General features: G+C 71.1%; 11 protein-coding genes. 7 read left to right on the top strand and 4 right to left on the bottom strand.

Translation table 11 applies throughout. The features are described from left to right. Positions 1 to 61: 61 nt before the first annotated feature. Complete coding sequence (locus tag KOI35_RS30965; RefSeq protein ID WP_215792198.1) at positions 62 to 424, top strand: hypothetical protein; 363 nt, start codon at positions 62 to 64, stop codon at positions 422 to 424. Between the two features lie 280 nt (positions 425 to 704). Continuing rightward, entirely contained in the window at positions 705 to 2,159 is a 1,455-nt protein-coding gene (locus tag KOI35_RS30960; RefSeq protein WP_215792197.1) for a cellulase family glycosylhydrolase, read from the top strand. A 5-nt stretch (positions 2,160 to 2,164) separates the two neighbouring features. Here the strand turns inward: KOI35_RS30960 and KOI35_RS30955 are convergent, their stop codons facing one another. After that, positions 2,165 to 3,595 carry a serine/threonine-protein kinase gene (locus KOI35_RS30955; RefSeq protein ID WP_215792196.1) on the bottom strand — a complete coding sequence of 477 codons (1,431 nt, stop codon included), beginning with the start codon at positions 3,593 to 3,595 and terminating at the stop codon, positions 2,165 to 2,167. A 94-nt stretch (positions 3,596 to 3,689) separates the two neighbouring features. On the opposite strand from KOI35_RS30955, the gene KOI35_RS30950 reads away from it, so the two are divergent. Together KOI35_RS30950 and KOI35_RS30945 are read left to right on the top strand one after the other, a co-directional pair. After that, complete coding sequence (locus tag KOI35_RS30950) at positions 3,690 to 4,799, top strand: DNA glycosylase AlkZ-like family protein (RefSeq protein ID WP_215792195.1); 1,110 nt, start codon at positions 3,690 to 3,692, stop codon at positions 4,797 to 4,799. A gap of 22 nt (positions 4,800 to 4,821) precedes the next feature. Continuing rightward, complete coding sequence (locus KOI35_RS30945; RefSeq protein WP_215792194.1) at positions 4,822 to 5,475, top strand: hypothetical protein; 654 nt, start codon at positions 4,822 to 4,824, stop codon at positions 5,473 to 5,475. Between the two features lie 151 nt (positions 5,476 to 5,626). Here KOI35_RS30945 and KOI35_RS30940 read toward each other — a convergent pair whose 3' ends face one another. Then, positions 5,627 to 6,112 carry a hypothetical protein gene (locus KOI35_RS30940; protein WP_215792193.1) on the bottom strand — a complete coding sequence of 162 codons (486 nt, stop codon included), beginning with the start codon at positions 6,110 to 6,112 and terminating at the stop codon, positions 5,627 to 5,629. A 189-nt stretch (positions 6,113 to 6,301) separates the two neighbouring features. On the opposite strand from KOI35_RS30940, the gene KOI35_RS30935 reads away from it, so the two are divergent. Beyond that, positions 6,302 to 8,341 (top strand): amidohydrolase family protein, encoded by a 2,040-nt coding sequence (locus tag KOI35_RS30935; RefSeq protein ID WP_215792192.1) that lies wholly within the window; start codon positions 6,302 to 6,304, stop codon positions 8,339 to 8,341. Between the two features lie 3 nt (positions 8,342 to 8,344). Here KOI35_RS30935 and KOI35_RS30930 read toward each other — a convergent pair whose 3' ends face one another. Next, complete coding sequence (locus KOI35_RS30930; RefSeq protein WP_215792191.1) at positions 8,345 to 9,136, bottom strand: CAP domain-containing protein; 792 nt, start codon at positions 9,134 to 9,136, stop codon at positions 8,345 to 8,347. A gap of 123 nt (positions 9,137 to 9,259) precedes the next feature. Between KOI35_RS30930 and KOI35_RS30925 the strand changes: the two genes are divergently transcribed. Together KOI35_RS30925 and KOI35_RS30920 are read left to right on the top strand one after the other, a co-directional pair. Beyond that, positions 9,260 to 10,453 (top strand): sensor histidine kinase, encoded by a 1,194-nt coding sequence (locus tag KOI35_RS30925; RefSeq protein WP_215792190.1) that lies wholly within the window; start codon positions 9,260 to 9,262, stop codon positions 10,451 to 10,453. Then, positions 10,450 to 11,094, top strand: coding sequence for a response regulator (locus KOI35_RS30920; protein WP_308121226.1), 645 nt, complete (start codon positions 10,450 to 10,452; stop codon positions 11,092 to 11,094). Before KOI35_RS30925 ends, KOI35_RS30920 begins: the two co-directional genes overlap by 4 nt. On the opposite strand, the gene KOI35_RS30915 is transcribed toward KOI35_RS30920, so the two are convergent. After that, positions 11,069 to 11,893 carry a CPBP family intramembrane glutamic endopeptidase gene (locus KOI35_RS30915; RefSeq protein ID WP_215792189.1) on the bottom strand — a complete coding sequence of 275 codons (825 nt, stop codon included), beginning with the start codon at positions 11,891 to 11,893 and terminating at the stop codon, positions 11,069 to 11,071. The two genes, KOI35_RS30920 and KOI35_RS30915, sit on opposite strands and share 26 nt — an antisense overlap. Positions 11,894 to 12,128 lie beyond the last annotated feature (235 nt).

The following is a 12,128-nucleotide window of genomic DNA, read 5'->3' as shown; positions in this document are numbered from 1 at the left end:
ATTGATCTTGGTCGTGATAGCTCTGGACCTTCACAGGGGACGCACTCGAAGGAGTTTGGGAATGCGGAAGATGTTCACTCGGCTCGCCGTCGTCGGCGTGGTCGCCGCGGTCGGCGTGTCCACTCTGCCGCAGGTCGCGCTGGCGGCCGGCAGCAGCAACACTTGTTCGTTCCGGACATGCAGCACCACCGGGCGGAATTTCCCGGGCGGCACGATCTCGATCGACGCCGACGCGGGCGGCACCCTGGGCGGCAGTGACACCGGGCACTGGGGGTTGAGCGACGCCGGATCGCCGATCCGCTGCCAGGCCGACTTCCCGGTCACCGGAGGACTGCGCTCGTGGACGTGCACCGGCGTGCGTGCCGGCACGGTCACGGCGACCGTGGTCGGCCCGGCGCCGCTCAAGATCGGTGTTCGCTGGTAAAACGCCGGCGCGACCGTTGAACCGGTGAATTGAATGGTGCGGAAAAGCCCCGGCCGACATCGGCCGGGGCTTTTCCGGTTTTCCGTGAGCATGAATCGCGCGGCGGTCGCCGGAATTCGGTGATCGGCGGCGGTGTGGGTCGCCGGCTTGGCACACGCCGCTCATTGCCGGGCCCGGATACGACTCTTACCGTCGTCAATAGACGCCCGCCGCATCATTGAGGATCAACGGCGCGATGGCGTCCTTTCTCAGCCCTTTCCGGTAAAGGCCTGGTTTCCGCATGCGCAATTTCCGCGTACGTGCCCTCGCGCTGGTCGTTCTGCTGGTTCTCGGTTCGCTGCTTCCGGCCGCGCCCGCGCACGCCACCCCGCCCACGCTGGCGAGCCGGATGTCCGCCGTCCTGGCCTCGAAGGCGATCAACTACTACCCGTCGAACGCGGGCTGGACGAACATGTGGACCAACTTCGACCCGGTGCGGATCGACACCGACCTGGCCAAGGCGGCCGCGCTCGGGGCGAACACCGTCCGGATCATCGTCTTCCCGCAGACCTTCGGCTATCCGTCGCCGAGCAGCGCGTACACCCAGAAGTTGAGCCAGTTCATCGGGATCGCCGACGCCAACGGACTGAGCGTCAAGCTGACCCTGTTCGACTGGTGGGGTGCCTACGCCGACGTCAGCAACAGCATTCTGTGGGCGCTCAGCGTGCTGAATCCGTACGGGAATGACTCCCGGGTGATCGCGGTCGAGCTGAAGAACGAGATCCAGCCGAGCGACGCCAACGCGATGGCCTGGGCCCGGCAGATGATCCCGGCCGTCCGCGCGTCGCTGCCCGACATGCCGCTGACCCTGAGCGTCGACGGTGGCAGTGGGGCGGCCGGCCTGGCCGGCATGAAGTCGCAGCTCGCGACCACGCCGCTCGACTACTACGACTTCCACTTCTACGGCTCGTCCGAGCGGTCCCTGGCCGAGATCCGGCGCGCGCAGACCGCGGTGGCGCCCGACCCGATGGTGATCGGCGAGACCGGGCTCAGCACCCAGTCGAGCAGCGAGGGCGAACAGGGGGCGTACCTGGCCCGGGTCTATCGCGCCGCCCAGACGGCCGGGGTCGGCTCGGTGGCCCCGTGGACCCTGAACGACTTCGCCACCGGCGCGATCCCGGCCAACTCGACCGTCGCCACCCAGCCCGCCCAGTACAAGTTCGGCCTGCACCGAACGGACGGCACCGCGAAGTTCGCCGCGTCGGTGGTCAACGGCGCCTGGACCAGCGGTTCGACCCCGACCAGCCTGCTCAACCTGGGCTTCGAGGCGCCCGCGACCAGCTCGCCGTGGCGGCAGTACCAGCCCCAGGCCGGTGCGGCCACGATCACCACCGACAATCCGCGGACCGGCGCCCAGTCGGCCCGGTTCTCCGGCACCACCCGGTCCGGCAGCAACCTGCCCTCGCTGCTCACCTCGCCGATCACGCCGGTCCAGCCCGGCAACGCGTGGCACGCCGAGGCCTACGCCCGGGGCACCGCGGCCACCGGGATCACCGAGATCGCGCTGAGCTGGTTCGACATCAACGGCACGTGGATCAGCCAGAACACCTCGAACCGCCTGCCGGTCGGCACCACCGGCTGGACGCTGCTGTCGGTCGACGCGACCGCCCCGACCGGCGCGGCCGGCGTCCAGCTGCACCTCAAGTCGGGCGACAACACGGGCACTGTCTGGTACGACGACGTCGCCCTGACCTGACCCACCTATCCGACCACGAAAGCCCCGCCGGTGGTGGTGCCACCCTTGGCCGGCGCGGCTATGCAGTGCAGCAGCGGGACGTCGCCGCCGGGCAGGGTCATCGGCCAGGCGTCCCGCTCCCAACCCCGGGTCGTGTCGGGGTCCTTGCTCCGCGAGCCCATGACGGCCGCGGAGCAGGCGTTGGCGATCTGTTCACGGCCGATCAGCGAGTCCTGGCGCACGTCGACGGCGTCCGCGGGCACCTCGAGAGCCACGAACGTCTCCCAGTTGTGGGCCTCGGCGCAGTCGACCCGGGACGGTGGCTGGGCCCGGCCGTTGACCGCCGTCATGCCGCCCCAGCAGAGCGGCTGGAGCGGGCAGAACCCGGTGCCGCACTCGCGGAGCAGCCCGCCGGCGGCCACCATGGCCTCCTTGGCGGGCGTGGTCGTCGCCGTCGCTCCCGGTCCGCTCGCGTCGGCGCTCCCGCCGATCTTGCTGATGCCCCACCCGACTGCGCCGCCGATCACCACCAGAGCGGCCAGCACGGCGAGCAACATTCGCACGCGAGCGCGCCGGGCCGGGGCCGCCGCGGCCGGGCCGGCCGGAGCAGCGGCGGCGGGAGGCCGGGAGGGGGCGACGGGGGCGGGGCCGGTGGCGGCGCGGGCGGCTTCGGCCAGGGCGGCGGCGGTCGGCCAGCGGTGCGCCGGGTCGGTGGCCAGGGCGCGCTCGACCACGCCGAGGATCGGGGCCGGCAGGTTCACCCCGATGGTGCGGGGCGCCGACTGGATGCGTTGCAGGGCCACCGCGTACGGGTTCTCGCCCTCGAACGGCTTCTGCCCGGCCAGGCACTCGTACGCGGTCAGCCCGAGCGAGTAGACGTCGCTGCGGGCCGTCGCCGGTTGACCCAGCACCTGCTCGGGCGACAGATAGGTCGGCGTGCCCAGGATCGCGCCGGACGCGGTCAGCCGGCTCGCGTCGTGATGCCGGGCGATCCCGAAGTCGGTGATCAGCACCGCCCCGTCGCGCCGGATCATCAGGTTGGCCGGCTTGATGTCGCGGTGCACGATGCCCTGGTCGTGGATGGCCTGCAGACCGTCGGCGGCCTGGGCGATCACCCGCATGGTGTGCTCGGGCGTCATCCGGCCCGAGCGGGCCAGCGCCCGGTCCAGCGACTCGCCCTCGACGAACTCCATCACCAGGTAGGTGACGTCGTGGCTGCGGCCGTAGTCGTGGATCGACGCCACCGCCGGATGGTTGACCCGGGCCATCGCGGTCGCCTCGGCCTGAAACCGCCGGGCGAAGTCGGGATCGTCGGCCACCATCGCCAGCATCGCCTTGACCGCGACGGGCCGGCCGAGCACCTCGTCGACGGCCCGCCACACCTCACCCATGCCGCCGGCGCCGATCCGGTCCACCAGCCGGTAACGGTCGCCGAGCCGGAAGCCGATCTCGAGCATGCCGCAGAGCATAGGGCCTGCATTTCGCCCCGTCCGGGCCGGTCCGCGGGTGTTCCGGACGCTGGTCGTCCGGAACAGGTGCGAGGCTGACGTCATGACCATCTCGATCACCTGGGCGCAGGCGCTGGCCTGGCGGCTGGAGCGGCATCTGCTCGATCCGGTGGACGGCGGTCCGGTCGCGGCGGTGGTCGGCCGGCTGGGCGCGGTGCCCTCGATGGACGAGTCGGCGGCCGAGCTGGCCGTGCGTACCCGCAGGTCGTCGCCGGACCCGCGCGGGCTCGCCGAGGCCCTGGCCGCCGGGGAGGTGATCAAGGCGTTCGCGTTCCGTGGTGCCGTCCACTACCTCGATCCGGCCGGTGGCGCCGACTTTCTGGCCCTGCGGGCGTCCGGCCGGCAGTGGGAGCTGCCGAGCTGGGTCGAGCACTATCGGCTCGCCGCGGCGGACTGGCCGGACTTCCGGGCCGCCGTGCGTGCGGCCCTGAGCGGGGGACCGCTGACCGTCACCGAGCTGGGCGAGGCCCTGGCCGGGCAGCGCGCGTACCGGCACCTGAAACCGGTCTTCGACGACGGCGCGGGCACACTTATCAAGCCGCTGTCCTGGCAGGGCGACCTGAGCATCGGACCCGCGCGCGACGGGAAGCTCACCGTGCAACGGCTGGACGACAACCCACGCTGGCCCGGCATCCCCGATCCCGACGAGGCCGGGCCGCGGGCCGTGCTGGCCTATTTCCGCACGTACGGGCCCGCGCCGCTGGAGAACCTCCGCTACTGGCTCGGCAGCGGTCTCAGCGCGGGCGGCCGCCGGCTCACCTCATGGGTCAGCCGCCTCGACGACCGTCTGGTCGAGATCGACGTCGACGGCAGTGCCGCCTATGTCGCGCGGGAGGATCTGGACGCCGTACGGGCGGCAAAGCCCTCGGACGCAGTGCGATTTCTCCCCGGGCACGACCAGTGGGTGATGGGCCCGGGCACCAAGGACGCCCACGTGACCCCTCCCGCGCTGCGCGACCTGATGACCCGCAAGGCCAACCCGGTGATCGCCGGTGGCGTGGTCAGCGGCACCTGGGCCCGCACGGGCGACGAGCTCACCGTGACCTGGCTCGGCGACCGGCCCGCGCCGCGGCGGGCGATCGAGCGGGAGGCTGAGCGGCTCTCCGGCGTACTGGAAAAGGATCTTCGCCTGATGCCCTTGACTGTGCCCTGACGACACACTTTCTACTGGCCGGATGTTCGATCAATGGCGCCGGCGCCGGGCCATCCAGCGCATCAAGCCCGGAGACGGGCGTCCGCTGAAGCGTTTCCGCTGGTGGCAACCGCTGTCCCGGTCGTTGTTCTTTCTTCCGCCGGACGCCTCGGCGGGCCGGCCGATGGTCTATGCCGTCGACGTGCACCACCTGAAGGGCAACGACAACGGCGACACCGAAGCCCACCTGTACCGCGACGGACGCCGCTACGAGCGAGCCCGGCTGCCCGCCGTCTTCCCGATCGAGGGCGGCGCGATCGAGGTGGTGACGTCGGCCTTCGGCGTCCGCCGGTGCCACTTCGTCGCCGACGACGGCCCCGAGCAGCAGCTCGTGCCCGACCCGCGCTCGGCCGAGGGACGGCGCGCCCGCCTCGACCGTGAGCGGCCTGCGCTCAGCCGGTGGATCGGGGCGCTCGCCATCGTCCTGCTCGTCGTGCCGCTGCTGCTCGGCCTGCCGCAGACCGTCGAATCGCTCTCCCGGATCCCGCCGCTGGCCGAGCGGCTCGGCGTCTTCGAGTCCCCGATCGACCTGCCGGTCTGGGCCAACATCACGCTCGCGCTCAGCGCCGCGGTCGGCAGCACCGAGCGAGCCCTGCGTCTGCGCTACAGCAGTTGGCTCGACGCGGTGGCGAACTGACTCTCACGCGTTTTTGCTCTTGATCGCTGGAGGCTTCCATGAGTGATCCGAATCCGCGCGCCTGGACCGAGGCCGAGCGGGCGGCGCTGGATCGGGCACCGCTGATCCGCGTCGCGACGCTCCGGGTGGTCCCGCTCGCCTGATCCGGGCGTCAGTGCGGCAGGAACGCGCGGAACAGCCGGCCGGACTCGGCGATCATCAGGGCACCGAGGGGCAGTTCGATCAGCAGGGCGCTGGCCAGGGCCCGCGGCAGGTCGGCGTCGTTGCTGGTCAGTAGGTCGAAGCCGGCGTCGCAGATGAGCAGCACGCCAGTGGCGAAGCCGATTAGCACGGCCAGCCGGTGGCGCCGCAGCCCGAGCACCGCGGTCGTCGTGAACAGTGCCAGCAGGAGCAGGTCGAAGCCGACCCAGACCGTGTTCCAGTTGTCGACCGTGTAGCTCTCGGGCACCGTGACGGCCAGATAGACGATCCAGGGCACGAGCGCGACCGAGCAGACGATCAGCGCGCCCAGGTGCAGTTCACGCAGACCGAACCGGCGGCGGGGGATCGCGGCCGGGGGCGGGGCGGCGGCGAGCCGGGCGATCAGGGCCCGCCGCTGATCGCCCGACATCGCCGCGATGTCGTCGTCGGAGATCACGATCGAATACTGCCACCGCCGGCTGTGAGCGGTGGCCGTTCACCCGACCGGGGCCCGATCGGGCAACCCGTTGTCGACTCCGGGCAGCGAGAATGCCGTCTGAGAGAAAAATTCATATTTTTATCTGTGTCGATCCTGTGACGTTTTACACTCGCCCCGGCCCGACGATGATCGAGCGAGGGAGTACCTATGACAAGACTGCGCAAATTGGCCGCCGGCCTCCTGGCGCTCGGGATCACCGGGGGGCTGGCCGTGCCCGCCGCCGCGGCCCCGGCCTGGACGCCGGCCAATGACCTGGAGGGCGTGTGCGCGACGCTCCAGGTGTTCGACGGCACGACTTCCCGCGGCTATGTGCGGCGAGACTCGGTCGGTTACGGCTTCACCGGCACCGCTGCGGGGGCCGAGCCGTTCCGGTTCGAGGCCAGCCAGCTCGGCCGTTACCTGTTACGCGACAGCACCGGCAAACCGCCGTACCAGAGTGTGCTCGGCTGGGTGTGGGCCGGTGATGCGTACGGGGAAAGGGCCGATTGGACGGTCAGCGCGGCCGACGGGCGCTACCGCTTCGTGTCCACCGCGACCGGTCAGCAGATGGGCGTCTATCTGGGCGGACTGGGCGCGGGGAACAGTGCCTCGACCATCGCGCTCACCCCGGCCGGCGGCTGCGCGGCGATCCCGGACATCGCGACCGGCGTCAGCGGCACCCCGGCGCCCGGTGTCGACGCCAACGGCAAGCTGGTCGGCTGGATCGACGCGCACGCACACATCACCGCGGCCGAGGCCTTCGGCGGATCACTGCACTGCGGTGACCCGTACGCCCCGGGCGGCGCCCCGGTCGCTCTGAAGGGCTGCCCCTCGCACGCGACGCTGGGCTGGGGCGCGCTGCTCGAGGCGATCATCGCCGGCACCGACCCGATCAACTCGGCCGAGGACGGCTGGCCCACCTTCGGCGACTGGCCGCAGTACGACACGATGCTGCACGAGGCGTCCTACTTCCGCAGTCTCGAGCGGGCCTGGAAGTCCGGCCAGCGGGTGCTCAACCAGCTGCTGGTGGCCAACCGGGTGATCTGCGGACTGACCCTCGAGCACACCTCGTGCGACGAGATGGACCAGATCCGTGCCCAGGCCACCTACCTGCGCAAGATGCAGGACTACGTGGACGCCCGCAGCGGTGGTCCCGGCAAGGGCTGGTTCCGGCTGGCCACCACCCCGGCCCAGGTGCGCCAGATCGCGGCCCAGGGCAAGCTCGCCGTCACCATGGGCGTGGAGAACTCCGAGATCTTCGGCTGCCGTGAGGTCAACGACGTGCCGCAGTGCACCAAGGCCCAGATCGACGCCGGTCTCGACGAGCTCACGAGCCTCGGGGTGAGCGGCATCTACCCGATCCACAAGTTCGACAACGCGTTCGGCGGCACCCGCTTCGACGAGGGCGTCACCGGCGCGGCGGTCAACGTCGGCAACCTGATCTCGACCGGGCACTGGTGGCAGGCGACATCGTGCACCGGGCCGTCCGACAACGAGCAGCCCATCGTCAGCGACGACTTCGCCAAGCTGCTGCAGCTCGGCGTCGGTCTGCCCGCCGGGGCGATCCTGCCGGTCTACCCGAGCGGCAAGATCTGCAACGTCCGCGGGCTGACCGACCTCGGCCGTTACCTGATCCAGAAGATGATGGACCGCGGCATGATCATCCACATCGACCACATGAGCGTGAAGGCCGCCTCCACCGTGCTCGACATGGCCGAGCAGGCGAACTATCCGGGTGTCGCCTCGGTGCACAGCTGGGCCGACCCGACCCTGATCAACCGGACGCTGGGCGTCGGCGGGTTCGTCGCCGGCTACGCGTTCTCGGCCTCGGACGACGGTCAGGGCAACCCGACCTTCCTGCAGGAGTGGCGCACCAACAACGGCCTGGCCAACGGCTCGAAGATCACCGGGTACGGCATCGGCACCGACGTCAACGGCCTGGGTACCCAGCCCGCGCCGCGCCTGAACGCCGGGTCGAGCCCGCTGGTCTACCCGTTCACCGCGACCAACGGCACCCAGGTGAGCAAGCAGGTCTACGGCACCCGCACGTTCGACCTCAACACCGACGGCGTCGCCCAGTACGGGCTCTATCCGGACTACATCGTCGACCTGATCAACCAGGCCGGCCCGGACGGCGCTCAGCTCCGCCGGCAGTTGCTCAACGGAGCCGAGGCGTACACCGTGATGTGGGAAAAGGCCCGTTCGTAACGGCTACAGCGGCGAGGCGAAGTTCTGCGTCCAGTAAAGAGTGCCCTTGCCGGACTTCGCCACGCCGACGCCGATGTTCTTGTAGCCGCAGTTCAGGATGTTCGCCTTGTGCCCCGGGCTGTTCATCCAGCCCTCCATCACCGAGGCCGGGGTCTGGTAGCCGGCCGCGACGTTCTCGGCGACGCCGCCCCAGCGGTAGCCCTCGGCGGTGACCCGGTCGCCCATCGAGGCCTCGCCGGGCAGCTCGTGCGACATCGTGTCCTGGTCGGCCTGGCGGTCGGAGTGCTTCTGGGCCGACCGGTGCAGGCGCGAGTCGCCGGTCAGGTTGCCGCAACCGGCCGCCTTACGCTCCACGTTGACCAGCCGGATCACCTCGGTGACGGTGGACGAGCTGCCGCCGCCACCGGAGGACGGGGGCTTGGTCGTCTGGGTCGGCGCCTTGGTGGTCGGCTTCTTCGTCGGCGTCTTGGTCGGCCGCTTGGTGGGGGTGCTGGTCGCCTTCGCCGACGCGCTGGGCGTCGCCGACGCCGAGGGGGTCAGGCTGGGCGACGGGCTCGGGGTGCCGGAGGAAGCCGGCGGTGTCGGCTCGGCGGCCAGGTCCTCGACGCTCAGGTTGGAGTCACCCGCGGTGCCGGGGGAGGTCGCGTCGAGGGGCGTCGACGAGGTCAGCCGGGCCGTGCCCTCGTCGGACGAGGAGCGTGCCACGGTGATGCCGGCGTAGCTCACACCGATCACCCCTACCGCGACTGCGGCGATGATGAGGGGGCGGAAGCTGCGGCGGGCGTGGGCGGGCACAGAGAACTCCTCGGATGGGGGGTGGCGGCCCAAACTATCCATATCCGTACCCGGTCCGGCGTTGTCCTAAGGAACCCTTAAAGATCCGAACAGCCGATCTTCAAGGAGATAGGGTCGGCCGTGGTGAAGTCCTTCCTCGCGGCGCGGGCCGACCACTTCGCGCGAACGCGTCCGCAACTGGTGGACCGTCTCGTCGCGCTGACCGCCTGGCTGCTGACCGCAGTGCCCGGTGCCTGGGTCACGGGAACGACCGGCCTCCTGATCGGAACGGCCACGGTTCTGCCACTGGCCTTCCGGAGACGATTTCCCCGTACGGTCCTAGCCGTATCCGCCGTGACCTTCGCGCTGCAGTTGTCGCTGCTGGCGGTCCCGTTACCGGCCAACCTGGCTCAGGCGATCATCGTCTACACCGTCGCGGCGCACGTGCCCTCCCTGGCCGCCCGGCTCACCGGGCTGGGCCTGGCCGTCGCCGGATGCCTGGTGGCCGGCTTCCGGTGGAGCACGCCGCCGCTCTACCTGGCCAACGCCATCGGCATCGGCGTGTTCCTGGCCGTGCTCTCGGTGCTGCTGTGGGTGACCGGCAACCTGGTCCGCGGACGGGCGGCCAACCTGCGCGCGCTCGCCGAGACCCGCCGGCAGAACGAGCGCCTGGCCGCCGCCCGCGAGATCCACAACCTGGTCGCACACTCGCTGACCGTCGTGGTGGTGCAGGCCGACGCGGGCGCGTTCGGCGACCCGCGCGCGGCCCTGACGGCGATCGGTACGACCGCACGCTCGGCACTGGCCGACGTCCGCGAGGTCATCGAGACCCTCCGCGAGCCCGCACCGGTCGCCGAGCCGGGGGTGGCGCTCGACGACGTGGAACGGATCGCCGACCTGGTCCGCGCGGCCGGCGTGCCGGTCCGGGTGTCGGCCGATCCCGGCGCCCTGACTCGCCTGCCCCCAGCTCTGCTGCGGGTGATCCGAGAAGCCTTGACCAATGTGGTCAAACACGCCGGCCCGGGCGCCGCAGCCACCGTGGACATCAGGCGCGCAGCCGGAGCACTCCGAATCCAGATCGACGACGACGGGTCAGGCGGTGACCGGCCGAGCGGCGGTGACTGGTCGGGCGGCGGTGACAGGTCAGGCGGTGACTGGTCAGGCGGTGACTGGTCAGGTGGCGGTTACGGGTCGGGCGGGCCGGTTGACGCGGCGACGGGTGTGGGGATTGCCGGGATGAGTGAGCGGTTGCGCGAGCTGGACGGGACGTTGCGCGCCGGGCCGTTGCCGGGGCGTGGGTTCCGGGTCGAGGCCGTTGTGCCGGCGGTGTTCGGGTGATCCGCGTCTTTCTCGTCGAGGACCAGGAGTTGGTCCGGGCCGGCTTCGCGATGATCATCGACGCCGCCGACGACCTCCGCGTGGTGGGCCAGGCCGCCGACGGGCGCACCGCGCTCACCATGCTGCGCACCCCCGAGCGCCAGGCCGACGTGGTGCTGATGGACATCCGGATGCCCGGCCCCGACGGCGTCGAGACCACCCGGCGCCTGATGGCGGCCGTCAACCCGCCGCGGGTCGTCATGCTGACCTCGTTCGACGACGACGAACTGCTGGTGGCCGCCCTGCGCGCCGGAGCGTGCGGCTATCTGCTCAAGGACGCCGGGCCCGCCGAACTGGTGGCCGGGATCCGCTCGGCCGTAGCCGGCGATGCGCCGGTCTCACCCCGCCTGACCCGGCGCCTGATCGACTCGTTCGTCCGTCCCGTGCCGGTGGCCGCCGAGCGCAACCCGGCTCTCGACCGGCTGACCGCCCGCGAACGGGAGATCCTGGCCGCCGTCGGCCTCGGACTGACCAATGTCGAGATCGCCGCCCGCCTGCACGTAGCCGAGTCCACCGTGAAGACGCACGTCGGCGCGATCCTGCGAAAGCTGAACCTGCGCGACCGGGTCCAGGCCGTCATCCTCGCCCAGTCCGCCGACTGACCAGCCCGTCCCGCCGGTCGCCGAGGCCGGCGTGGGCACCACCGAGGCCGGCTCGCTGGGTGACGATCACCGCGAATACGGCCGTGCCGATCAGGACCAGCAGTCCGGTGTCCCCGGCCAGGTATTCGTGTACCAGGACCGGGTGGCTCGTCTCCAACGCGTAGCTCGCCAGCAGGGCGAACGTGGCGTTGTGGGCGAAGTGGGCCAGGACCGCGGGCCACATGCTTCCGGTCTGCTCCCGCAATGCTCCGAACAGGACCGAGAAGGCCAGCACCGATCCACTGAACAGGGTCAGGACGACGACCCGGTTCCCGTCGGCGTGGTAGTCGGGGGTCAGCAGGATGTAGGGCAGATGCCAGGCGATCCACACCGCGCCGACGGCGAGCGAGGAACGCAGCCGTGGTTGCAGGTAGCCGCGCCAGCCGATCTCCTCGGCGAACGCCAGCACCGGCCCGGCCACGCACATAGCCAGCAGGTCGGTGAGCCACGGCCCGTGCGGCGTGGTGAACCGGGCGAATCCCAGCAGGACGACTCCGGCGGCGGCCGGCACGCTGACCCCGGCCGTGGTCGCGATCGCCACCGGCCAGCTGCGGACCGCCGCCCGGCCCAGGCCGAGCCGCCGCCACCCGGCCCGCGACCAGCCCTCCCGGGTCACGACCAGCATCATCAGCAGCACGACGAGCAGCGGCGAGAACGCGAGGTTCAACCCGCCGGCGACCCGGGCGGTGCCCAGCGACACCGCGAGAACAAGGACGACGAAGACGAGCCCGGAAGCCCGATCGGAAAGCGCTCGAAACATCGCCCCAGTCTCGGCACACCGACCGGCGCAAACCTCCACCCGAAAGCGGAGATCCCCGCCGGTCTCCCACCCCAGGACTAGGCCCATCGCCCACGGCCACCGCCCACGGCCACCGCCCACGGCCCAGGGCCCACGCCCACGGCCCGACGGCGCACGCCTGCGGCCGACGTCTTCGGGTCGAGGTTGCGCGTTCGGCGCGAGAGGGGCCGTGGGCGGTTTGGGGTAAAAGGGCAAG

Source organism: Paractinoplanes bogorensis (genome assembly GCF_018829635.1).
GTDB classification, from domain to species: Bacteria; Actinomycetota; Actinomycetes; order Mycobacteriales; family Micromonosporaceae; genus Actinoplanes; species Actinoplanes bogorensis.
Note: the sequence above shows the minus strand (reverse complement) of the source record. Positions and strands in the feature narration are given on the sequence as shown.

Coding starts and splice junctions, on each gene's coding strand:
- KOI35_RS30965 (WP_215792198.1), top strand. CDS start 62: ATGCGGAAGATGTTCACTCGGCTCGCCGTCGTCGGCGTGGTCGCCGCG.
- KOI35_RS30960 (WP_215792197.1), top strand. CDS start 705: ATGCGCAATTTCCGCGTACGTGCCCTCGCGCTGGTCGTTCTGCTGGTT.
- KOI35_RS30955 (WP_215792196.1), bottom strand. CDS start 3,595: ATGCTCGAGATCGGCTTCCGGCTCGGCGACCGTTACCGGCTGGTGGAC.
- KOI35_RS30950 (WP_215792195.1), top strand. CDS start 3,690: ATGACCATCTCGATCACCTGGGCGCAGGCGCTGGCCTGGCGGCTGGAG.
- KOI35_RS30945 (WP_215792194.1), top strand. CDS start 4,822: ATGTTCGATCAATGGCGCCGGCGCCGGGCCATCCAGCGCATCAAGCCC.
- KOI35_RS30935 (WP_215792192.1), top strand. CDS start 6,302: ATGACAAGACTGCGCAAATTGGCCGCCGGCCTCCTGGCGCTCGGGATC.
- KOI35_RS30915 (WP_215792189.1), bottom strand. CDS start 11,893: ATGTTTCGAGCGCTTTCCGATCGGGCTTCCGGGCTCGTCTTCGTCGTC.